This window comes from bacterium (assembly GCA_035419245.1).
In the GTDB taxonomy this organism is placed as follows: domain Bacteria; phylum Zhuqueibacterota; class Zhuqueibacteria; order Residuimicrobiales; family Residuimicrobiaceae; genus JAKPUX01.
The window spans coordinates 23,860-47,263 of sequence record DAOLSP010000012.1; the positions used below are offsets into that span (position 1 = coordinate 23,860).

Consider the following 23,404-nt stretch of genomic DNA (forward strand, 5'->3'; position numbering starts at 1 on the left):
CTTCAGCCTTTCTTCTGTGCCAGCATGGCATCGATCTCGCGAATCCGTTCATTGGCGACGCGTCCGAACTGGTCGCCCATCCCCTTTTCCTGAACAATCTGCTGAAACAGCTTGCGGGCATTGGCGAGATTGCCGAGCTTGACATAGGTCTGGCCCGCCTCGTAAAGCGCGGTGGTCCCCCAGGGGAGCTTGCTCGGCCGGCAGGTATATCGGACCTTGAGATACTCAATGATCGCCTGGGTCATTTCGCCGCGCTCATGGTAGGCCTTGGCGATCCAGTACTGTATTTCAGCTTCACTCTCGGCGTCCGCGAGCGGCAGCAGGCTTTTCAGCTGATCGATCCCGCGATCGTATTCCTTGAGATTGATGAGGAATATCCCGAGCTGGACACGACGGTTGAAAGTCTCCTCCCGGTCGGGATAGGCCGCGATGTATTGGCGCAGCAAAATGACCGCATTTTCCCAGAGACGCAGGTCATCAAAGACGGTGATCAGCAGCTCTAAGGCGCGTCTTTGTTCAGGCCCCTGGACGGTAAACTCGAGGGCCTTGCGCCCCGCGGTAACGCAGTTTTCCAGCTGGCGGTTTTCATAATAAAACTCGCCCAGGTTGATATAAGCGAGCGCAAGGATCCGTGGATCGCTGTATTTATTGGGGATATTGGTTAGTATTTTCAAGGCTTCTTCGGCGTTGTTGAGGGTTGCATACATCCGAGCCAACCCCATCTCTCCATCAGCAGCGTCTGGCAAATCCTTGTACCTGGTGGCCAGTTCCTTGAGATTGATCTCAGCAGCTTTAAAGTCCTTGTTGGCGAGGCAGAACATGCCATCCTCGTAAAGGAACTGCGCCTCGGCCTTGCGATCCTTCCAGGTTTTACGAAAAGCATCGGCGAGTTGGCGGGCGCGGGCGATATTTTGTTGTTTGTATTCGCAGAGGACCTCGCGGGCCGTAGCACTGCGCTGCAAATCGCCGGACGCCGTGCCCTTAAGACGGGCGTAAAGTGGTGCGGCTTTGGCGTATTCCTTGCGGTCGTAATAGAGATCGGCGGTACGGCTAAGCGCAACGCAGTAAAGGCTGTCGCCGGGTGCGGTGCTCATCAGGGCTTCCAGGTGGCCGACGGCGGCTTCCGGATTGCCATCCAGCAGGTAGAGATCCGCCAGGGCCAGCATGGCGTCGCTGCGATGGCGGCCATCGGGATTGGCGCGTAGATACGTCTGGAAAGCGGTAATGGCTGCCGGCAAATTCTGCTGCAGCAGCCAGCTCTGGGCGGAGAGCCAGAGCAGGTCATCCTCGCGCGGATGTTCGAGATAGGGCGCCAAATCCTGGAACAACGCTCCATCGTCGTTAGCCGCCATGCAGGAACGAGCCTGGTCGAACTGGCGTTGCCGGAAGTGAATTTGACAAAGCCGGCTGCGGATGCTGTCGGCGTGTCCGGCATAGTAATAGCGAGAGAGCCATTCCTGATAGCGTGCGGCCGCCTCGTCCAGCCGGCCGGCCTCCTCGAGCCGGGCGGCAAGTTTCAGAGCGGCCTCGGACGCGGCAGGAGAAGCCGTGCCGCCTGCCAGGGCCGCCTGCAGGACCTGAATCGCCGAATCGGGTTGTTGACGGGCGGCGTAGATTGTGCTCCTCAGAAAAGCCGCCTCGATCTGCAACTCCGGCTGGTCCTTACGCCTGGCCATCTCGCTGCAGGCTGCCACGGCGCGGTTAAGCCAATGAGCGCTGCTGCTGTCGACGGCGAAGCGGTACCAGTCGCGTGCTTGCCCGATGCGCAGCGGTGCTTCCAGGCTATCTCCTGCTGGAACCCGGGCGAGAAGGGTGTCCGCATAGGCCGCGCGTACCAGAGGCGCCGTCAGACTCTGGTATTTTGCGAGCATGGCCAACCGCTCGATCTCTTCCCCGCATTCCATGCCGCCGGCGTGGCCTCTAAGCCATGCGGCAGCTTGCATAAGGGTATCGGCATGCAGTTTGGCGCGTTCATGTGCTCCTTCCAGATCCAGTTTACCGGCAAGGCGCGCATGCGCCAGTCCGGCTAGACAGAAGAGCCGGACCTCCTCATCCGCTTTCAGCGAGCCACGCAAAAGGATTCCGCGCAACAGGACCAGACCGGCATCGAAGGCATGATCTCTCTTGATCTGTTCTTCCGCCCAATCCAGGGCAGGTCCCGGTTTTCCTACGGCGAGCAGCAGCCGCGAAAGTACCTGATCTCGTCCGGAGGCCTCTTTAGGAGCATAGTCACGCAGCCAGAGCAGCCGTGCGCGGGCTTGCGGGATGCTCTCGGAGGCGGGATAAAGCGCGATGAAATTTGCGTACGATTTGATCGCCGCAGCGACGTCTCCCTCGGACTCCTGACAGGCTGCGACGCCAAGGGCGGCTTCATCCACCAGGGGACTGGCTGGGTAGAAGTGGCTCAGCAACTGATAGTCCTGCCGGGCGGATACGGGATCACGAAGCAGGGAGCGTTCGATTTCCGCGCGCTGCAACAGAATCAGATCACGCAGGTTTGGATTGGTATCGAACTGGCGCCGCAGCAGGCGTAGTGCCTCACCGGGATTGCCGAGTTCGATGAAGATTCGGGTCTGTTGTCGCAGGGCCTGGCGCTGCAACCGTTCCAATCCCGGCAGGGTATCCGGCTTGGCGAGGAGCTGACTGAACCAAGGCAGAGCGAGCGCCGGTTCACCGGCGCGTTGCTGCAATACCCCGCGACGGAAGGCCAGTTTGCAGGACTCGGCGGGAGAGAGCGAGTCCGCCTGGATGGCCGCCAGGCTATGAAGCGCCTGGGCCGTTTCGCCGAGGGCGGCATGGCAGTCTCCCAGGTAGAGGCGGAGACGGTTCGCATCGGTGTTTGTCAAGGTGCGTCCAAGGGCCCGTTCAGCGATAGCGATCGCCTTGATGTACTGGCCGCGTCCATAGAGCGACTGGACCAGAGCACAAGCGGCAGCTCCGAGCGAGTCGCTGGCCACGGTCACAGAGAGTAGGGTTTCAAGGACACTGTCGGCTTTGGCATAGCGGCCGAGATCATTCAAAAGGCGGCCGTGCATCAGGGTGATCTCGATATCCTGTCCGGTCTCAATCCGGGAGGTGTTGATCCGGTTGATTTCTTGCAGGGCGAGGGCCGGCTTGCGGGCATCCCGCTGCAATTTGGCCAGGAGGAAGAGGGCCCGGTTACGGTGCGGTGAATCGGGGTATTGCGCCAGCATGGCGGTGGCGGCGTTGTAGGCTTGTCTGGTCTCTCCAGCCGAGCGAAACTGCTCCGCCGCCGACACCAGAGCAAGGGGAATCAACTCGCTTTTAGGCATGAAAAGGCGGATGCGTTCGAGTGTAAGTGCGGACTGCAGTGGATCGCCGAGCTGGGCCAGCAGCTTGCCGCGGTTGAAGAGCGCTTTATCGGCATTGGCCGCTTCGGGGTAAGCCAGCACCAGGCGCAAATAGGTATCCGCCGCGCGCTGCCAGGCTTCAAGGGCTTCAAGACTCTCCGCTGCACGGAAAAGCGCCTCGGGGGCACGCGGGCTGGTGGGCCAAAGATCAGCGAAACGACTGAACTGCTGTGCGGCTAGGTCATATAATTTCTTCTCCGCCAGCTGTTCGGCGAAACGAAAATCCCGCTCCTCCTGTAGGACCGACTCCTGCGCAGAGAGGGTATGGATCAGCAGGAGCAGGGCCGCTGCAGTGAACATCGCGGAGAGCAGTTTTCTTTTCATAGGATCTCCAATTTTGCATAAGGCAGGACCAGGCGTTTCTCGCCCTCCTGGTCAAACAGCACCCGCAGTTTCAATGAACCGGCGGAGGAGGGTTCGAGGCGAAGGATGGTCCCCTTGCCGAAGGTAGGGTGCAGAACGCGCATGCCGACACGGAATTCCAGCATCTCCTGGGATTCATCTTCATAGCGGGGCATAGGATCGGCCTCACGCCGACGCACGGCGCTCGCACGCGGGCGGTGCATGGAGGAGGTGCGATAGGAACTCTCGATCTGCACCAGGGACGGTTCGACTTCGCGCAGGAACCGGGAGGCGATGCTAGCAGCGGTTTCGCCGAATTTGCGCCGGTTTCGTGCCCAGGCCAGGTAGAGCTTGTTCTTGGCGCGTGTAGCTCCGACGTAGAAAAGGCGGCGTTCTTCCTCCAGCGCGGGTGGATCGGAGAGGGAGCGGCTGATGGGAAACAGCCCCTCCTCCAGACCGGTGATGAAGACGACCGGGAATTCGAGGCCTTTGGCGCTGTGCAGGGTCATCAGAGTCACGGCATTGGCGCGGTCATCCCAGGTGTCGAGGTCGGTGGTGAGGGCGACATTCTCCAGATAGCCCTGAAGGCTTCCCTCCTCCCCCGCCTGGTTGGAATACTCGGCGATGGCCAGTAAGAGCTCGCGGATATTCTCGGCGCGGCTCAGGGATTCAATGGTCCCCTCCTGTTTATACTCCCGCAGTATGCCGAGTTCGTTGACCAGCGAAGAGGCCAACTCGGCGGGAGCGATCTCGAGGCACAGCGCGTTGTATTTATTCATCAGGGCATGAAAGCTGGCCACTTGCTCGGCAGTGCGCGCCGAGAGGCCGGGGATCTGCTGGGCCTGACCGGTGGCATCGAAAATCGAGATCTGGTGTTCCTGGGCCCAGGCCTCGATCCGGCCGAGGCTGGTCTCGCCGATACCGCGGGCGGGGTAATTGATGATGCGGCGCAGACTGATCGAGTCCGCCGGATTGCAAAGTACCCGCAGATAGGCGATGACGTCCTTCACCTCCTTGCGTTCATAGAATTTGACGCCGCCCACGATGATGTAGGGGATGTTTTCGCGCCGCAAAGCTTCTTCGAGCACGCGCGATTGGGCGTTGGTGCGGTAAAGCACGGCGAAATCCTGGAAATCGAGGTGATGGGCGCGCATCTCCAGGGCCAGCTTGTTAACCACGGTGCGCGCTTCCTCCAGGTCATCCTCCACCTCCAGCAAGGTGATGGGATCGCCCTCCGGTTTTTCAGTCCAGAGCATTTTTTCATGGCGCTGGCGGTTATTCCGGACCACGGAATGGGCTACCGCCAGGATATTCTTTGTGGAACGGTAATTCTGTTCGAGGCGGAATTTGGCGCAATCCGGGTAATCTTTCTCGAAATCAAGGATGTTACGAATCTCCGCTCCACGCCAGCGATAGATGGATTGATCGTCATCGCCGACGACACAGATATTCCGATGCTGGGCGGCGAGCATCCGCAGCGCCACATACTGGGCATGATTGGTGTCCTGGTACTCGTCGACGAGGATATACCGGAACCGGCTCTGATAGTACTCCAGGACCAGCGGGTAAAGCTGAAAAAGCTCGATGGGTTTGATGAGGAGGTCATCAAAATCCATGGCGTTGTTCTCGCGCATCCGGCGCTGATAGGCCGAATAAAGGCTCGCGATGATTTGATCCTGCCGGGTGCTGGCCATCTGGGCGAACTGATCCTGGAGGATGAAAGCATTCTTGGCGCTGCTGATCTTGTAGGCAATCTGTTTCGGCGGGAATTCGGTCACAGGAATTTTCAGTTCGGCAAGAATGGTCTTGATCAGGGCATGCTGATCATCCTCGTCGTAGATGGCGAAATTGCTGGTATAATTCAACCGCTCCGCTTCGCGGCGCAGTAGCCGGGCAAAAAGCGAATGGAAGGTGCCGATCCACATCCCGGAGATCATATCGGGCACCAGCTTGCGCACGCGTTCGCGCATTTCGCCAGCAGCCTTGTTGGTAAAGGTCATGGCCAGAATTTCACGGGGCTCCGCCAGACCATTGGCCAGCAGCCAGGCGATGCGGTAGGTCAGGACCCGGGTCTTGCCGCTGCCGGCGCCGGCAAGGATGAGAACCGGACCATCGCTCCAGGAGACGGCCTCACTCTGGGCCGGATTGAGATCCGTTGTCAGCCAATGGGGTGCCAGCGGCATTTTTCCGTCGTTTCGGGTCATGTCAGGGCCTCATTTCCCGGACACGTTGCCGTTCGCGATCGAGAACACTCTTGGCCTTGAGGTGATTGCGAAAATTGGATGAAAAGGTGTGTCCGCCCCGCGTATCGGCGACAAAAAACAGATAGTCGGTCGCTTCCGGATGCACAGCCGCCAGGATGGCAGCCTTACCGGGATTGGCGATGGGACCGGGCGGGAGTCCGCGGTAGCGGTAGGTATTATAGGGTGAGTCGATCTGCAGATCGCGATAGAGCAGCCGGCGCGGCCCATCGGGCAGGAGATACTGTATGGTCGGATCGGCTTGCAGGGGGATGCCAAGGCGTAGCCGGTTATGATATACAGACGCGATGAGGTTCATCTCGCGTTCGAGTTTGGCTTCTGCCTGGATGATCGAAGCCAGGGTCATCATCTCTCCTGTCGTGAAGCCCATTTCCTGGGAGCGTTCATAAAGGGTATCCCACACGGTTTTCTTGAACTGCTGGACAAGAGGGGCGATAACCTGAGTTTCAGTGGAGCCGTAGGGGAAAAAATAGGTCTCGGGCAGCAGATAGCCCTCGAGATCGCGTGTGCCGATCCCGAATCGGGAGACGAAGCTGCTGTCGCGGGTCAGCTGAAGGAAACGCACGGAATCGAGACCCATCTCACGATGAAAGAGGCCGGCGATGCGTTTTGCCGTCCATCCTTCAGGGATGGTCACTTTGGTAAGGATCTGCGGTCCTTCGGTCAGGGCGATAATCGCGCGTTTGTTGGAAAGAGGCCTGGGGATGCGAAAGTGACCGGCTCGCAGAGCGCCCCCCTTGTTCAGGAGTTTCAGAGCCATCTTAAACCGACTGGCGCTGCCGATGACCTGCGCCCGCTCAAGCATTGCCGCAATCGAATCCGGCGGTGTGCCAAATTTGATTTTAATATCAGCCGTCTGCCCCTGTGGCGGCTGGCCGAGAGGCCAATGCAGGATGTACAACGGCGGGAAGAGCGCAGCCATGAGCAGCAGCACGGCCAGTGTAATCAGCACGCCGCGCAGGGAAAAATGTAATACCTTGGCTTCCATACCCCTCCTGAATGAGCAATCCCCTCCGGAAACCGGAGTCCTTGAGTCAGAGGATCAGAAAACAGTCATAGAGGGCATGGGTCCAGCCCGCAATCCCCAAACCCCGGAACTGGTAAATCAGGCAGAAAAGCACGCCTGCGAAAAAACGGTAGAGGGCTGCATACCACGAAAAGCGCTCGGCGCCCATGTAGTGAGCGGCGGAAAAAAGCACGGAAGAGACGGCTGCGCACATCATAAAGATCGCGGCGGGATGAATACGCGTCTTGTTGGTCAGGATCCAGACCGAGCCGGCAAAAAGGAACGCCCTGAACAAGATCTCCTCATAGACTCCCGCGCCCAGGGCCAGCATCAAATTGGCATGAAAGGAACGCCCGTTGCCAAGCGCCAGCATCAGACGATCGGTGACGGTGGTGAGGATCAGGGTCATGAGCAGGGCATAGACCGCACTCTCGATCACGCCGAAAAAGAAGTAGTGCGGCATCAGCCGGGTTCCCTTACGGCGCAACAGGATCGCGGCGCCGATGACCACCACCAGTCCGATGCCCAGATAAAAGGGGCTGTGAATGCCCACCAGGGAGAGCAGGGTGCGAAGGATGACATCGCCGCCGTTGCGGACCTGCGCCATATGATCCCGGCTGGCTGCGAGTGTTAGGTACTCATAGCCGAGCAAGAGGGGCAGCATGGAGATCAGACCAAAGGCCAGCGTGCGCGAACTCTGATAATACCCCGCTTTTTTTCGCAACGACCGAAGCATCCCGGCTCCACGATAATCAGAGCATTTAATTTAGATAAAATATATTATTTTTGCAAGCTTTCCCGGAGCAAAAAAAAACCTCCGTCGAAGCGATAGGCTTAGTCCGGAGGCTGTAGCGGGTCAGCGGGTCAGCGGACGGTGAATTCACCCTGCAACCCCTCGGTGCAGTTGGGTCCGATCCAGAGTTGGAACCGGCCGGGTTCAACAAGAAAGCGGTTTTCTGCGTCATAAAATCCCAGTTCATCGGGGCCCAGTGTGAAATGGACACTGCGGGATTGGCCGGGCAGCAAATGGATGCGTTGGAATCCCTTGAGCTCGCGCACCGGACGGGTAAGGCTGCCAACCAGATCATGGATATAGAGCTGGACTACTTCTTCTCCCTCACGGCTACCGCTATTTTTAACCTCGGCGCTGACCTGCAGGAATCCGGCGGGACCGATTTCCGCGGTATCCAGCTTCAGATTGGCGTACTCGAACCGGCTGTAGCTCAGTCCAAAGCCAAAGGGATATTGCGATCCGGAGGGCAAATCGATATAGCGGCTGGTGTATTTGGAATCGGCTGCGGGACGTCCAGTATTTTTATGGTTGTAATAGAGCGGCAATTGACTGGCGGAACGCGGCCAGCTGATCGGCAGACGCCCTGAAGGATTGTAGGCGCCAAAAAGGACGTCGGCAATGGCTTGACCGGCCTGGGTACCGCCATGCCAAGCCATCACCATGGCGGGCACGTTCTCGGCCAACCAGGGGATGGTCAGTGGACGTCCGGCCAAAATCACGGCGACCACCGGTTTCTGTGTCGCAGCGAGGGCCTTGATCAATCCTTCCTGCAATCCCGGCAAATTGAGGCTGCTCCGGCTGCTGGCTTCGCCGCTCATCGAAGCGCTTTCTCCGATCACTGCAATGATCACATCGGCCTGCTGCGCCAGCGCTACCGCCGCGGGCACATTGCGGCCATTGGTGCCATCCAGGTCACAACCGGAGGCCGTTAGAATCCGCGTCTGCGAGCCCAGTGTTCGACGGATTCCCTCCAGCACCGTGACGACCTGATTCGAATCGCCCTCGCAGCACCAGGTCCCGAGCAGATCCGCCCGGGCATTGGCCAGGGGGCCGATTACGGCGATCGTCTTTGGTCGTCCCAGCGGGAGTAGATTGCCCGCATTCTTCAGCAAGACAATCGATTCGCGGGCCATTTGCAAAGCCAGTTCCTGGTGGGGTTTGGCCAGCATGACCTCTTTTTCGCGTTTCGGATCCGCATAGGGATTCTCAAAGAGGCCGAGGAGGATCTTGATGCGTAAAACACGCCGCACGGCCTCGTCTATGGTCCTGAGGGATATCTGCCCGCTCTCCACCAAGTGCCTCAGGCTTTGCTGGTAGCAATGACTCTCCATATCCATCTCGACGCCGGCGTTCAGGCTTTTGATCGCGGCTTCCGCGCAATCTTGGGCCACACCATGTGTGATGAGCTCACCGATCGAGTTCCAGTCGCTGACAACGAAACCCCTAAATCCCCACTCTTGCCGGAGGATGTGGTCCAGAGTGAAGGGATTGGCCGAAGCGGGAATGCCGTTGAGGTCGTTAAATGCACTCATCAGCGTTGCAGCGCCGGCACGAACACCCGCGGCGAAGGGCGGCAGGTAGATATTGCGCAGCGTTTGGTCTGAAATCTCGGTGGTATTGTAGTCGCGTCCACCCTCGGCGGCGCCATAGCCGACATAGTGCTTCAGGCAGGCGGCGACGCGGTCAGGTGCATGGAGACGCTCGCCCTGGAAACCGCGGACGCGAGCGATGGCCATCCTGCTTCCCAGGAAGGGATCCTCGCCCGACCCTTCAGCGATGCGACCCCAGCGGCTGTCACGGGCGATGTCGACCATAGGTGCAAAGGTCCAGTGGATGCCCGCGGCCCGTGCCTCCCGGGCCGCTACAGTGGCGGCTTGTTCCACCAAGGCGGGGTCCCAGCTGGCAGCCTCGGCCAGCGGGATCGGGAAAATGGTCTGATAGCCGTGAATGACATCCAGTCCAAAGAGGATGGGGATCCCCAGCCGCGAATTTTCTACGGCCAGCTTTTGCAGAGCATTGGTCGCGGCAGCACCGCGGACATTAAGGAACGAGCCAACGCTACCACTTTTCGCCATCCGGGCGAAGGCGGAGTCGTTACTGGCGCTGTATTGCTGCAGCTGGCCGATCTTTTCTTCGAGGGTCATGCGGGCAAGGAGGTCCTCCACCCGCTTGTCCACATCTGTCCCATAGCCGGGGATTTGCGAGAGTGAAAGGATGGGCCAGAACAGGACAAGGACAAGGGCCAGAGCTGGCAGGCTCAGTTTGCGCATCAGGACTACTCCTCTTTGGTTAATTCAGGTTTGAGGATCAGCGTAGCGAGCGGGGGCAGTGCTAGGTTGATGGAGCAGGGCCGGCCGTGGAAGGGGATCTCTTCTGTATGTAGGCCGCCGTAATTACCCTTGTTGGATCCCCAGTAATCGGCGGCATCGGAATTAAAGATCTCGCGATAAAAACCATGCCAGGGCACGCCAATCCGATAAGCTTCGCGAAAGACCGGAGTAAAATTACAGACAAATATCAAGGTATCTTCCGGGCGGCCGGTCTTTCGCATGAAGGTGATGATGCTGTTGTCGGAATCCTGGAAATCGATCCATTCGAAGCCAGCCGGATCGAAATCGACTTCGTGCAAAGCAGGTTCCTGTCTGTAGAGGTGATTGAGGTCGCGAACCATGGCCTGGAGCTTCCGATGCGGCTCATACTGCAGGAGGTGCCAGTCGAGGCTGCGGCTCTCGGACCACTCCTGCCACTGGCCAAAATCGGAGCCCATGAAGAGAAGCTTCTTGCCGGGATGGCCCATCATGAACGCCAGCAGTGTGCGCAAGTTGGCGAAGCGCTGCCAGAAATCGCCAGGCATCTTGTCGAGCAGGGAGCGTTTGCCATGTACCACCTCGTCATGGCTCAGCACCAGGACAAAATTTTCATGAAACGCATAAAGCAGGGCAAAGGTGATCATGTTGTGATGGTATTTGCGATGGATGGGTTCCTTGGAGAAGTAGGTGAGAAAGTCATTCATCCATCCCATATTCCATTTCATGTTGAATCCGAGACCGCCGAGATAGGTGGGCCGGGAAACGCCCGGCCAGGCGGTGGATTCCTCCGCCACCGACATGATGCCGGGAAAATAAGAGAAGATGGTCTCGTTGAGCTTTTTGAGGAAATCGATCGCCTCGAGATTTTCCCGGCCGCCGAACGCGTTGGGAATCCATTCTCCTGCTTTGCGGGAATAATCGAGATAGAGCATGGAGGCGACGGCATCGACGCGGATGCCGTCGATGTGATACTTGTCGAACCAGAAGAGAGCATTGGCAAGAAGGAAATTGCGCACCTCACTGCGTCCAAAATTAAAAATCAAGGTGCCCCAGTCCTTGTGTTCCCCTTTGCGAGGATCCGCATGTTCATAGAGCTGTGTGCCGTCAAAGTAGGCAAGGCCGTGGGCATCCCGCGGGAAGTGGGCCGGAACCCAGTCGATAATGACGCCGATACCGTGCTGATGGAAGTAGTCCATCATATATTGAAAATCTTCCGGTGTACCGAACCGCGAAGTGGGTGCATAATAGCCGGTGACCTGGTAGCCCCAGGAGGCATCAAGGGGGTGTTCGGAGATGGGCAGCAACTCGATATGCGTGTAGCCCATCTCCTGGCAATACGCCGTCAGCTCATGAGCGAGCTCACGGTAGGTCAGGAAACGGTACTCCTCCTCGACCTTGCGCCGCCATGAGCCGAGATGGACCTCGTAGATGGAAACCGGCTGTTTGAGGATATCCCCTTTACGGCGGTTTTCGAGCCACTCCTGGTCATGCCATTCAAAGTGGTTGATATCCGCGACCACTGAGGCGGTTTTAGGCCGGATCTCGTGCTGAAATCCATAGGGATCAGCCTTTAGGTAGATATTGCCGTTCTGGTCCTTGATCTCGTATTTATAGACCTCGCCGGCGCCGATATCCGGAATGAAGAGTTCCCAGATCCCCGAGCTGCCGAGGACGCGCATCTGATGCTTGCCGCCATGCCATTGATTGAAATTGCCAACGATGCTGACGTTACGGGCATTCGGCGCCCAGACAGCGAAATAGACGCCGTCAATGCCATCGACGGTCACGGGGTGCGCCCCCATTTTCTCGTAAATCTTGTGATGATCGCCCATGCCGAAGAGATACAGGTCCATCTCTCCCATCTGTGGCAGGAAGAAATAGGGATCATGGACATAGCGTTCATGGCCGTTCTCGGCGACGACATGCAGTTGATAGCTGCGCAAGGAGGTCCAGTCCGGCAAAAAGACCTCAAAAAAATGGCGGTCATGGACGCTTTGCATCGGATATTCCACGCGGCTTTGAGGATCGCGAACAAAGACGCTTTGCGCATCCGGCAGCCAGGCGCGAATCACCCAGATGCTTTCTCCTTCGACCTGAGTTTGATGCGGTCCGAGAATGGTGAAAGGATCATGATGCAGATTACGGGAGATGCGGTTGACCTCTTCTGCAGTGACGCTGCTCATGGAATTCTGTGTATTCATAACGATGCCAGCCTCATGGTTGGTGGAACCATTTCGAAGATTTTGGACGCGAGCGCGAGCGCAGCCGCTCAATTCCGGAAAAAGACGGCACCCAACGTGATAATATAGTCGACACCAGTCTGTTTCGTGGTGATATTCTTCAGCGTGGTCTCCGCGTTATGGATATTCTGCAGCTTGTAACCGAAATCAAGATGCACGCCGATACCGAGATCTATCAGCACGCCGGTGGAAAGATTCCAGCCCCACTTACTCTGACCATTGCTTGAGTTGGTGTAGGGGTAATAGTCATAATAATAACTGTAGTAATCTTCATAGCTGGTCACCGTATGATAGTAATAAAATCCGCCGAGCACTGCAGCGTACGGTGTGACCCGGCCGATCCGGCGGGTGAGTTGCGGCCCCATCGTGAACTGGAAGGACTCATTGCGCCGGGTGACGAAATAATAGCCCCCTGAAGACCACTCGCTGTTGCGCCGTTCACCATATGAGAGGTATCCCAGGTCACTGCGCAGGGCGAGAAAGGGTGATAAGCGGTAAAAAGCCTTGCCGCCGATTCCTTCACCGTCTTTGGAGAGATTATCAAATCCTTTTTGCGGAAGGGAAACGAGGAGGTGGGCGCCCAGGCCCCAGGATTCAGTTTGGGCGGTAACAGCTGTCATCCAGCACAGCACGAGCGTAGCAACAACAACGGCAGGTTTCCGCATCGGAGACTCCGATATCTTGAGAGATCCCAGTTAGACCTGACGGGCGCTGGGGGCGCCGTCGATTTATCTAATTTACAAAATCGCCTCTTGTGATCCAAACTATTTTACGGGCTTTGCGGGCCTTGCTTTTCATTGCTGAATTGGTTACATTGCTGAAGTCAGGGTGCCCGGGCTCCTCAAGGCCTCGCGCTCTGCCTATTACCTCCCTTCAGCCTGTATCACTGAGAGGAAGCATCATGGTTGCTGCATCGATCGTCCTCAAACCATCCAAAGAACATGTGATCCTGCGCGGTCATCCCTGGCTCTTCTCCGGAGCGATTGCGCGAATCGAGGGCAAACCCGCCAATGGCGCCATCCTGCCCATCCGCCGGGCGGATGGCAAGACCATTGCACTCGGCGCCTACCACCATGGCAGCGATATCGCTGTGCGCATCATCAGCCTTGACCCGGAGATCAAAATTGACGCTGACTTCTGGCGGTCACGAATCGCCAACGCTGTTGCTCTGCGCACCAGGATCATCCCACCGGAAACCACCGCCTGCCGCATGATCAACGCCGAGGGAGACGGCCTGCCCGGATTGGTCGTCGACCGCTATGGCGACTGGCTGGTGCTCTCCCTGTCGACCCTGCTGCTGGACCGGCTGCGTGAAACGCTGTGCGAGCTGTTGGTTGCCGAAATGACACCGGCCGGGATCTATGAACGCAGCGAAGGCCGCGCGCGTCAGCGCGAAGGCCTGGACACCCGCAGTGGCATGCTCTGGGGCGAGCCTCCGCCGCAGCAACTGGAGATTCGCGAAAACGGTTTGCGCTTCCTGGTCGATCTGGTGGAAGGGCAAAAGACCGGCTTTTTTATCGACCAGCGCAGCAACCGTTCCCTGGTGGAATCGATCAGCCGCGACGCCCGGGTGCTCAATTGTTTTGCTTACAGCGGCGGTTTCAGCCTCTATGCGGCCCGCGGCGGTGCCCGCCAGGTCACTTCGGTGGAGCTCTCGGCACATGCCGCAGGCATGTGCCGCACCAATCTCAAGTTGAATCTCTTCGATCCGGAGCAGCATCCTGTGGTCACCGCGGATGTTTTCGATTATTTGCGTTCAGGGGATCAGCGCTTTGATCTGATCATCCTTGATCCGCCGGCTTTTGCCAAGTCCCAGAAGGATATCCAGCGCGCCAGCCGCGGCTATAAAGAGATCAACCTCCAAGCCATGCGGCATTTGGAGCCCGGCGGCTGGCTGGCAACCTTCTCCTGTTCCAACCACGTTGACAAGGCTCTCTTTACCCGGATCGTTCTCGCAGCCGCTGCGGACGCAGGGCGCACGGTTCAGCTGATTCAGGAGCTCGCACCTGGAGGCGACCATCCGGTACTGCTGGCACACGAAGAGGGACGCTATCTCAAAGGGCTGCTACTGCGCCTGGTATAGTATGGCCGGTTCTTGAAGCAGCTGCCCTGCCAGATAACTGAATACCGCAAAGGAAGCACAATGACCCCGCTTGCCTGGTCTACGCTGGCCATCGGTTTGATCCTGGGTTTCCTCCTTGCCGTGCTTATCAAAGGCTGGCGTCTCCGCAGTGCCCGCGAGCTGGCCGAAGAAATCCACCGGGCCTATGAGGCGCAAAACGCGGCGCGTATGCAAGTGATCTATGATCAGATGAAAAGCGCCTTCGGCAGCCTCTCACTCGAAGCGCTGTCGCGATCAACGAATGAATTTATAAAACTGGCCCAAACGCGCTTGACCAGCGAGCGGGAGTACACCCGTCAAAGCCTGGAAGAAAAACAGCAGCTGATTGACCGTCAGCTGCTGGCAATGAACAACGAACTCGAGCAGATTGGTGCGCTGATGCAAAGCCTAGAGAACGACCGGGCAGAAAAATTCGGGGAGCTGGCCCAGCAGCTCCAGGCTTCAAGCGCACAAACTACGGCCCTACTCCAGGCTACCGCCACCCTGCGTGAAGCCCTCGTCAACAGCAAGACCCGCGGCCAATGGGGCGAACGGATGGCGGAGGATGTGCTGCGGATGGCAGGCTTTATCGAGAACATTAATTACAGCAAACAGAAGACCGTCAACTCAGGACGATCTCGTCCTGATTTCACCTTCCATCTGCCCCGTAATCTGGTATTGCATATGGATGTCAAATTCCCTCTCGACAACTATGTGCGCTACCTGGATGCAACCACCGAGGTGGAGAAAGCCCGTCACAAGGCAGATTTTCTCAAGGATGTCAAACAGCGCATAAAGGAGATCACGACCCGCGACTATATCAGCAGCGAAGACAACACGGTCGACTATGTGCTGCTGTTCATCCCCAACGAACAGATCTATGGATTCATCCAGGAACAGGATCATACGCTCTTTGATGACGGGCTGAAACAGCACGTCATTGCCTGTTCGCCGATGACCCTTTTCGCTGTCCTTGCGGTCGTGCGGCAATCCATTGACAATTTTGCACTCGAGCGGACCTCATTGGAAATCCTGCGTCTTCTCGGCAATTTTCGCAAGCAATGGGATGAGTTTATCAAGCGGATGGAAGGGTTGGGCAAAAGTCTCAACGCCGCCCAGGCAGACTACGAGGCGCTGGTTACAACACGACGGCGAATGCTGGAGGTGCCGCTGCAAAAGATCGAAGCGCTGCGCGGTGGCACAGACATCGAGGCCTTGCCGGATAAAGAGGGATTTGCTGCGCTGGATTAGAATCCGGCGTTGAATAGGGGCAAAACCCGCAGGTATCTGGGATTATCGTGGACGATATTGATCACGCCCAGTTGCATGCCACGCAGATTCCGGGCAAAATTGACCAACCCGATTGAGAGACCGGTCTGTGTGCCCTCGATATAGTTAAAGGCGCTGGCGCTGAAGAGGCTCATCCGCCCTCCCTTCCGGACGCGCACCGTTCCCAGAGCGATCTGGATCCCCTTCAACTCCTTGCCGTAGATAGTGATACCGGCCAGGGTGAGTCCCTTGACCGTCGGGCTGCCGGCCCCGAGTCCAGCCAGGGTGATGCCGCAAAGTTCATTTCCGGCACCTACGCCCAGTCCGCCGAAGGTGAGACCGCAGATGGATTCGCCTGCGCCCACACCCAGTCCTCCAAGGGTAATGCCCGTTATCGTCCCGCCGGCACCAACGCCGAAGCCGCCGATGGAAATTCCGGAGAGCCGTCCCCCTGCGCCCAATCCCATGCCGGCGATTTGTACGCCGGTGACATCCCCTCCCGCCCCGGTGCCGAAGCCGGCCAGGGTAATGCCGCGGAGCTGGCCACCAGCACCGAAACCGATGCCTGCGATATTAACGCCGGTTACGCTGCCACCCGCGCCAGCGCCCAATCCAGCCACCGTCAGGCCGGTCAGTTCTTCTCCCGCACCAACGCCGAACCCCGCGATCTGGATTCCGCTCAACGACTCACCCGCACCGATCCCCAGGCCGCCGAAGGATATACCGCGCACATCATCCCCGCCGCCCACGCCGATCAAACCAAATGAGAGCCCCGAGACCCGTCTATCCGCGGCGATACCCAGAACACCCACCTGCAGGCCCGCAAGGGTGCCACCTCCCGGCAGCATCCCCAAAGACAGACCCCGGATCTCCGCCTTGTTGTTGGTACTGTCCGGCTTCCAGAGTGTGACATTGATGCCATGGACATAGCGCACCGCGTGATCGCGATAATTAAAGCGGAGACCCGTGAAGGCCCGGGAATTACCGAAACTGATACCGCACGTTGCGCTTGGTATATCAAGGCTTTGTGCGGATACCAACACAGGACGCAACAGAAGCGTGACAGCAAACAGGCCCAGCATGTGGCCTGCGGCAATGCTTCGGGCAGACATCATGGCCGTCTTCTCCCTTGGAGTGGATTTTTATACTGTGTACGGAAAACATGCCGCACCGGTTACACAGTTTTTTCAGGGGCGGTTGTAGAGGCAGGTCTGAAAAACCTGATGGTTTCCCGGCAGAAGTGGAAAATAGATCGGCCTCTGCTGGCGTCTCAGGGATTAAAAAAACGGTTTTTCAACTCCCGGGCTGCCTGCAGGTCCGGCTTTTCCTGAAGGATGTCATCCAGTACCTCTCTGGCAAAGTCCATCCTCCGCAAATCGATAAAAAAACCGGCGAGATCGAGTTTGGCCTGCAAGCGCTGGCCGGCGCCCAGATCGGGCGAGACGATGGCTTCCTGAATAGCCTGAACCGCGGCGGCTTTTTGTCCTAGCCGCCACTGCACTCGGGCCAGCCGGTAATGAATCTCCCCGTCCTTCCCCGTTTCGTGCGGCGCAGCAAGACAGGCTTTTTCCGCCCTGGTCCAGTCCCCCTCCTTTTCATACGATGCAGCGACTTTGATCCAGGGTTCCGGCCGCTCGGGGTAATAACTGAGGATGGCCCAATATTCCTGCCGGGCGCGCTCCAATTCCCCCTTGTTCGCAAACGAATCAGCCATGGCGTAATGCGCCCGGACCCAATTATGATGATCAAACAGGTAGGCGAAGGCCACCCGCGCTGCAGCAGGTGTCCCGTGGGGTTTGTAGCGGGAGTAATCTACCGGCCGGTTCGCGAAAGGCCAGCGATGTTTGAGTTTGAAGATACGCAGGAGGCCGATCTCCCAGTCGAGGTCCGTCACCGCAAAGGGTGCGATCCGGCCGCTGGCGTCGGCCGGGACAGCGGGAATTATCCTGGCGCGGTCGATTGCGTCCGCAAAGGTGCGCGCCATGAGCTGATACCCTTCGGGATTGGGATGGAGGTGATCACAAAATAGTTCATCCCCTGGAATGCCACCGGGTGAAGCGATGCCAAAGGCCGCTGCTATGTCGGCCAGCGGTGTGCCCTGCTCCCGGGCGGAGTTCGCGATGATCTGGTTCATCTCCGCACTGGCTCGGAAACGGACCAGATCCCGGTCGCGCGCAGCCGAAAAGCTGGCAAGTGCCTGCACAGAGTCGCCCAGGGCCAGTTGGATCTCGCCGGCGCGAAAACGAAGGTCGGCGGAGAGCGAATCGCTCGCTATTCTTTCGTTTACGAAGGCGAGAGCCTCCTGCAGACGGCCCTGGTGGATCAGCTCGGCGCAGTGCCGGAGTGGTCCGGCGGTCCTGTCGGTCCCCTTTTCCTTCAGCTCATCACGGCCACTGCTGCCCAGAGGTGGTTGGTCCTTGAGGTTGCAAACCAGCGTGCCGGCGATGACTGGCACGTGGGCGCGGCGGCATTGCGCGAGGATGGCTCCGAGGTTGTCCTGGAAATTGCGCAGCGTCCTCCGGTACTTGCCGGATTCGAGGGGCACCTCCTTGTCGGCGATCACCTGCTCCATCAGGGTGGTGTTTTCCGGATCCATTCTGGACGCCGGCGTCAGGGCGATGATGGCTGCGCGCATCATCTGAACCAGCCGCAGCCGCTGCAGCCGCAGGTAAACCCGGATCAGGATGCCATTCTGGCCAAAAGAGATAGCGGAAGCAGAGCCATAGGCGCCGTAAAATTCGTTATGCCCCATATAAAGCAGGATGAGATCCGGATGCTTGCCGAGAACCTCCGGAATAAAATCGAGGACGGTGAAACTGTTGACAGCCGAGAGCCCCAGATTGATCACCTCGAAGCGGCGGCCGGGGTATTGTCTGGAGAGCTGGTTTTTCAACTGGGCCGGGAAGGGAACTTGATATTCGAAGGGGAAACCGGCAGTGGTGGACCCGCCTAGGCAGAAGATGCGAAAAACGCCATCCGGCTTGGAGCGGGCGAAGGACTCAGGATAGAGGTTGGGGACCACTACATTTTTAGGATTAAAATAGCGTCGGGCGACGTCGGGATAGAGCCGCGTCACCTCCCTCCCCTCCTCGATGGCATCGACGAAGAGGGGCTCGCGCTGGAAGAGGCCTGCCAAACGCAGACCGGCCTCCAGCAGTGCCAGAATGGCCAGGGGCAGCAGTAAAGCAGCGAGGCGAAATCCGCGGGAACGAACTGTTTTCACAAAACCATCCTGTTCATGGCATCGGGGAGTACAGCAGAATAATCGGTTCAATATAGCCATTCACAGGGCAGGTTTCAAGAGAAATGTCGGGGATGCAACCCCAGGCTTCTCGGGGTTTGTGTTTTTTTGAAAATCACGAGGTCTTCGCCGTCCTGACAGGCTTCAGATCGCGCCAAGACCACGGGCCGTTCGGATCGGCTGGAATGCTCCCCCTGTTCCTGTTTGAAAAATTCTTCTTGGAAAAATGCTCCAAAGACCGCTATATTATAAAAATTAAACAACGGGATCCGGTCGTTCTTCTCCCGCTGCACCGCTTCGTTTCGTAAATCCCTGGAACAGATATGGCCGAACCTTTGCTATTTCCCGAACGTCTCCCCTATCAGCTCACCTGCGCACATACCCTTGACATTCTTGCTGTGGATCCCAAGCAGGGTCTTGATAGCCGAGAGGCCGACAGCCGCCGCGAACGCTTCGGCGCCAATGAACTTCCAAAAGAGCCCCCCGAACCGGCCTGGAAAAAGTTCCTCGCCCAGTTCCGTGACCCTCTGACGCTGTTGCTGCTCGTCGCCACGGTAATCTCCTTCATCGCCTGGATGATCGAGCGCGAAACCGTCATTCCCTTCGAGGCTGTCACCATCCTGATTGTCGTCCTCCTCAATGGGGTCCTCGGCTATCTGCAGGAGGCCCGCGCCGAGCAGGCGATCGCCGCGCTCGCCGCTATGTCCGCCGCCACCGCCCGCGTCCTTCGCAGCGGCGTACAGCAGATCATCCCTGCGCGGGAACTGGTCCCCGGCGATATCCTCATCATCGAAGAGGGCGACACCATCCCCGCCGATGCCCGGGTTCTTGAATCAATAGCCCTAAAGGTAGCTGAGGCGGCCCTGACCGGCGAAAGCGCCCCGGTCAGCAAGGACCATGCCCAACTGGAGAACGAAACCGGCATCGGCGATCAGTTCAACATGCTCTTCAGCGGCACGGCGGTCAGCAGCGGCCGTGGGCGTGCAGTGGTCATCGGCACCGGCAGCCACACCGAAATCGGCCGGATCGCCGGATCCCTGCAGGAGGCCGAAAAGGAGAGCACGCCTCTGCAGCGCGAACTCGCCGGGGTTGGTCGTATGCTCGGCATCGTCATTGTCGGTATTGCCCTGGTCATCATCATCACCATTCTGGCAATCGAGGATCTCCATACCTGGGTCGATCTGGTTGACGTGCTGCTGCTGGCAGTTTCTCTCGCCGTGGCCGCAGTGCCGGAGGGCCTCACCGCCATCACCACCATCGTCCTTTCGCTCGGCATGGAGCGGATGGCCAAACGCAATGTCATTGTCCGCAAGCTCAATGCCGTCGAAACCCTCGGCTCGACCACGGTCATTTGCTCGGACAAGACCGGCACCTTGACGAAAAACGAAATGACCGTGCGTAAGGTGGTGACGGCCGGTGGTGAGGTATCGCTCACGGGCGTCGGCTACTCGCCGGTAGGCCGCCTCGAGTGCGATGGCCAGGCGATGGAACCGGGACCGCACCGGGATGAAGTGCGCTATGCCCTGCGCGCGGCCCATCTGGCCAACAATGCCCGGTTGGTCAAGATCGGTCCGGACAGCTGGAGCATCCAGGGCGATCCCACCGAAGGCGCCCTGTTGGTGGCCGCCCGCAAAGCGGGGTGGAATGAGGCCGAGCTTTCCGAGCGTTTTCCTCGAGTGCGCGAGGTCCCGTTCAGCAGCGAGCGCAAGCTGATGAGCACGGCACACCGCGATATGGATAAAGAGGACCGCTATATGGTGGTAAGCAAGGGGGCGCCGGATGTACTGTTGGCGCGCTGCTCGCACCTGCGGGTCGGCAATGAAGCGCAGCCGTTGACGCCGGAGCGGCGCGCTGCGATCCTTGCCGCCGTCAACAAGCTGGCGAGTGAGGCCATGCGCACCCTTGGCGTTGCTTTCCGCACCGTGCGTCTGGACGAAGTCACCGGCGAGATGAGCGATGATGAAGTGGAGAGTCAGTTCGTCTTTCTCGGCGTCATCGGCATGATCGATCCGCCCCGGCCCGAGGCCGCCGAGGCGGTCAAGGTAGCCCGCGCCGCCGGCGTGCGCTCGATCATGATCACCGGGGACCATCCGGCCACGGCTGCCGCTGTCGCCGGAGAACTGGGAATCCTTGAAACCGGCGGCCGTGTCGTCACGGGTGCCGAGCTGCAAAAGATGACCGATTCGGAACTGGAACAGGTGGTCCAGCAAGTCACGGTCTATGCCCGCGTCGCTCCGGATAATAAACTGCGCATCGTCCGCGCCCTCAAGAACAACGGCGAGATCGTGGCGATGACCGGAGATGGTGTAAACGACGCCCCGGCTCTCAAGAGTGCGGACATCGGCCTGGCGATGGGGATCACCGGCACCGATGTCTCCAAGAGGGCCGCCGACATGATCCTGACCGATGACAATTTTGCCAGCATAGTCGCTGCGGTCGAGGAGGGACGGGCGATTTTCGCCAACATCCAGAAATTTTTACGTTATTTGCTCTCTTCCAATATAGGTGAGGTCTTCGTCATGTTTTTCGGCGTGATTCTCGCCGGCGTCATCGGCCTGCACGCGGAAGCCGGATCGTCGGTCGTCGCCCCCCTGCTGGCAGTGCAAATCCTCTGGATCAATCTCCTCACCGATGCTGCGCCTGCCCTGGCTCTTGGCGTCGATCCGGCCGATCGCCGGCTGATGAAGCGGCCTCCACGCGATCCACTTACCCATGTCATCACACGCGACATGTGGATCGGTATCCTGCTAGTGGGGGTGGTCATGGGTGTCGGCACTCTGCTGGTGATGGATTATTGCCTGCCGGGCGGCTGGATCGAGGGCACGGGGGATGTTACGTATGCCCAAACCATGGCCTTCACAGTTCTGGTCATCTTTCAGCTTTTCAATGTCTTCAACGGCCGGTCCGGCTACGACAGCGCCTTCAAGGATCTCTTCAGCAACGTCTGGATCTGGTGGGCCGTTTTTCTTTCGGCCCTGCTACAGGCTGTAGTCCTCTATGTGCCCTTTTTGCAGAAGGCTTTCGGCACAGTTCCGCTCAGCCTCAAGGATTGGGCGATCTGTATCTTGGTTTCGAGCAGCGTCTTGTGGATTCGGGAGCTCTCCAAGCTACTGTGGCCCAAAACCCGGTTTAATATCAAACCGGCAGTCGGTTAAGTTTGAGGGCCGGGGTCTGACCTGATAGCACCAATCGATCGCTTTATGGCAGTGCATTTCATTTAAAGAGGGAGGTATGCATGAGCGTCAAGATGCGTCTGGGGATCATGATGTTTTTGCAGTACGCCATTTGGGGAGCGTGGTCGCCGGTGCTCTCCGCTTATCTGGAGAAAACCCTTCATTTCAACGGAATACAGATCGGCGTCATCTACAGTCTGCTGCCGCTGGCGACCATCATTGCGCCTTTCATCGGCGGGCAGTTTGCGGATCGCTATTTTTCGAGCGAAAAGCTCATCGCCATCTTACAGTTGATCGGTGGTGCGTTGTTGATCTACATTTCACGGTTGACCGACTACTCTGTCATGATGTGGCTGTTCTTCCTCTACTCTCTGCTGTACGCGCCTACCATGGCCCTGACCAACTCCATTGCCTTTATCAACATGAAAAACTCCGAGAAGGAATTCGGCCAGGTGCGGGTCTGGGGGACCATCGGCTGGATCTTCGCCGGACTGCTGCTTTCTGGCTGGCGCTACCTGGGGAGCGCACCCGGTGCAGATACCTTGCTGCTGGCCGGCATCTTTTCGCTGATCATGGGTGTTCAGTCTTTCACCCTGCCGCATACGCCGCCGCAGAAGAACGCAGCCAAACCCTGGGCTTTTCTCGAAGCGCTCAAGATGCTCAAGGACCGCAATGTCCTGATCTTCACCATCATCGCGTTCGTTGTCGCGACCGAGTTGATGTTCTACTATGTTTTGACCGCCCCCTTCCTGGAATCACCGGTCATCGGCGTCGCCAAGCAAAATACGCCCATGGTGATGGTCATCGCCCAGGCCGCCGAGATTCTGGTGCTGGCTTTCATGCTGCCCTGGGCGCTGCCCAAATACGGCATCCGAACGGTGTTGACCATCGGCATTCTCGCCTGGCCGTTGCGTTATATCATCTTCGCGATCGGTTCGCCCTCCTGGCTGGTGATCGCCTCCCTCGCTCTGCATGGTTTTTGTTTCGTTTTTTTCTTCGCCGCTGCTTTTATCTACTTTGACACCATCGCCCCGAGTGATATCCGCAATTCGGCTCAGAGCTTCATCACGCTGGTAACCTACGGCCTCGGCAACTATGTGGGCAGCCTTTTTGCCGGCTGGATCAAATCCCTCTTCACGAGCCCCGAAGGCTTGACCAACTGGACCCATGTTTTCCTGGTGCCCTGCGCCCTGACCATCCTTTGCGCTATCGCCTTCCTGGCCTTTTTTAAGGTGGACAGCCGCAAGCAGAAAACGCAAGCGATCGAGGCTTGAAAGAATTACAAATTCCGGAGTCTA

At 58.3% G+C, this 23,404-nt stretch carries 13 protein-coding genes; 4 read left to right on the plus strand and 9 right to left on the minus strand.

Annotated features, from left to right (window positions below; all coding sequences use genetic code 11):
• Positions 1-2 precede the first annotated feature (2 nt).
• The 7 genes from PLH32_13230 to PLH32_13260 all read right to left on the minus strand — a co-directional run bounded on the left by PLH32_13230 (position 3) and on the right by PLH32_13260 (position 12,987).
• Positions 3-3,695, minus strand: a complete 3,693-nt coding sequence (locus PLH32_13230) for a tetratricopeptide repeat protein (protein ID HQJ65570.1) — start codon at positions 3,693-3,695, stop codon at positions 3-5.
• Positions 3,692-5,917, minus strand: coding sequence for a UvrD-helicase domain-containing protein (locus tag PLH32_13235; protein HQJ65571.1), 2,226 nt, complete (start codon positions 5,915-5,917; stop codon positions 3,692-3,694). Before PLH32_13235 ends, PLH32_13230 begins: the two co-directional genes overlap by 4 nt.
• Before the next feature lies 1 nt (position 5,918).
• Positions 5,919-6,962 carry an endolytic transglycosylase MltG gene (gene mltG, locus PLH32_13240; GenBank protein ID HQJ65572.1) on the minus strand — a complete coding sequence of 348 codons (1,044 nt, stop codon included), beginning with the start codon at positions 6,960-6,962 and terminating at the stop codon, positions 5,919-5,921.
• Between the two features lie 46 nt (positions 6,963-7,008).
• A complete protein-coding gene (locus PLH32_13245; protein ID HQJ65573.1) occupies positions 7,009-7,716 on the minus strand; it encodes a CPBP family intramembrane metalloprotease in 708 nt (235 codons plus the stop codon).
• A 128-nt stretch (positions 7,717-7,844) separates the two neighbouring features.
• Positions 7,845-10,043, minus strand: a complete 2,199-nt coding sequence (locus PLH32_13250) for a glycoside hydrolase family 3 N-terminal domain-containing protein (GenBank protein HQJ65574.1) — start codon at positions 10,041-10,043, stop codon at positions 7,845-7,847.
• Positions 10,044-10,048: 5 nt separating this feature from the next.
• Complete coding sequence (glgB, locus tag PLH32_13255; GenBank protein HQJ65575.1) at positions 10,049-12,265, minus strand: 1,4-alpha-glucan branching protein GlgB; 2,217 nt, start codon at positions 12,263-12,265, stop codon at positions 10,049-10,051.
• A gap of 86 nt (positions 12,266-12,351) precedes the next feature.
• Positions 12,352-12,987, minus strand: a complete 636-nt coding sequence (locus PLH32_13260) for an outer membrane beta-barrel protein (GenBank protein HQJ65576.1) — start codon at positions 12,985-12,987, stop codon at positions 12,352-12,354.
• 236 nt (positions 12,988-13,223) lie between these two features.
• Between PLH32_13260 and PLH32_13265 the strand changes: the two genes are divergently transcribed.
• On the plus strand, positions 13,224-14,405 hold the full coding sequence (locus PLH32_13265) for a class I SAM-dependent rRNA methyltransferase (protein HQJ65577.1): 1,182 nt from the start codon (positions 13,224-13,226) through the stop codon (positions 14,403-14,405).
• Positions 14,406-14,465: 60 nt separating this feature from the next.
• Positions 14,466-15,674 carry a DNA recombination protein RmuC gene (locus PLH32_13270; protein HQJ65578.1) on the plus strand — a complete coding sequence of 403 codons (1,209 nt, stop codon included), beginning with the start codon at positions 14,466-14,468 and terminating at the stop codon, positions 15,672-15,674.
• Here the strand turns inward: PLH32_13270 and PLH32_13275 are convergent.
• Both PLH32_13275 and PLH32_13280 read right to left on the minus strand, forming a co-directional pair.
• Positions 15,671-16,807, minus strand: a complete 1,137-nt coding sequence (locus PLH32_13275) for a hypothetical protein (GenBank protein HQJ65579.1) — start codon at positions 16,805-16,807, stop codon at positions 15,671-15,673. The two genes, PLH32_13270 and PLH32_13275, sit on opposite strands and share 4 nt — an antisense overlap.
• 155 nt (positions 16,808-16,962) lie before the next feature.
• Positions 16,963-18,915 (minus strand): GDSL-type esterase/lipase family protein, encoded by a 1,953-nt coding sequence (locus PLH32_13280; protein HQJ65580.1) that lies wholly within the window; start codon positions 18,913-18,915, stop codon positions 16,963-16,965.
• Between the two features lie 341 nt (positions 18,916-19,256).
• Between PLH32_13280 and PLH32_13285 the strand changes: the two genes are divergently transcribed.
• Both PLH32_13285 and PLH32_13290 read left to right on the plus strand, forming a co-directional pair.
• A complete protein-coding gene (locus PLH32_13285) occupies positions 19,257-22,088 on the plus strand; it encodes a cation-translocating P-type ATPase (GenBank protein ID HQJ65581.1) in 2,832 nt (943 codons plus the stop codon).
• An 80-nt stretch (positions 22,089-22,168) separates the two neighbouring features.
• On the plus strand, positions 22,169-23,380 hold the full coding sequence (locus PLH32_13290; protein HQJ65582.1) for an MFS transporter: 1,212 nt from the start codon (positions 22,169-22,171) through the stop codon (positions 23,378-23,380).
• Positions 23,381-23,404: the final 24 nt, after the last annotated feature.

What these genes read in the sequence shown, in the direction of transcription:
- PLH32_13245 (HQJ65573.1), bottom strand. Translation starts at nt 7,716, where the DNA reads ATGCTTCGGTCGTTGCGAAAAAAAGCGGGGTATTATCAGAGTTCGCGC.
- PLH32_13275 (HQJ65579.1), bottom strand. Translation starts at nt 16,807, where the DNA reads ATGATGTCTGCCCGAAGCATTGCCGCAGGCCACATGCTGGGCCTGTTT.
- PLH32_13250 (HQJ65574.1), bottom strand. Translation starts at nt 10,043, where the DNA reads ATGCGCAAACTGAGCCTGCCAGCTCTGGCCCTTGTCCTTGTCCTGTTC.
- PLH32_13285 (HQJ65581.1), top strand. Translation starts at nt 19,257, where the DNA reads ATGGCCGAACCTTTGCTATTTCCCGAACGTCTCCCCTATCAGCTCACC.
- PLH32_13260 (HQJ65576.1), bottom strand. Translation starts at nt 12,987, where the DNA reads ATGCGGAAACCTGCCGTTGTTGTTGCTACGCTCGTGCTGTGCTGGATG.
- PLH32_13265 (HQJ65577.1), top strand. Translation starts at nt 13,224, where the DNA reads ATGGTTGCTGCATCGATCGTCCTCAAACCATCCAAAGAACATGTGATC.
- PLH32_13230 (HQJ65570.1), bottom strand. Translation starts at nt 3,695, where the DNA reads ATGAAAAGAAAACTGCTCTCCGCGATGTTCACTGCAGCGGCCCTGCTC.
- PLH32_13235 (HQJ65571.1), bottom strand. Translation starts at nt 5,917, where the DNA reads ATGACCCGAAACGACGGAAAAATGCCGCTGGCACCCCATTGGCTGACA.
- PLH32_13270 (HQJ65578.1), top strand. Translation starts at nt 14,466, where the DNA reads ATGACCCCGCTTGCCTGGTCTACGCTGGCCATCGGTTTGATCCTGGGT.
- PLH32_13290 (HQJ65582.1), top strand. Translation starts at nt 22,169, where the DNA reads ATGAGCGTCAAGATGCGTCTGGGGATCATGATGTTTTTGCAGTACGCC.
- glgB (HQJ65575.1), bottom strand. Translation starts at nt 12,265, where the DNA reads ATGAGCAGCGTCACTGCAGAAGAGGTCAACCGCATCTCCCGTAATCTG.
- mltG (HQJ65572.1), bottom strand. Translation starts at nt 6,962, where the DNA reads ATGGAAGCCAAGGTATTACATTTTTCCCTGCGCGGCGTGCTGATTACA.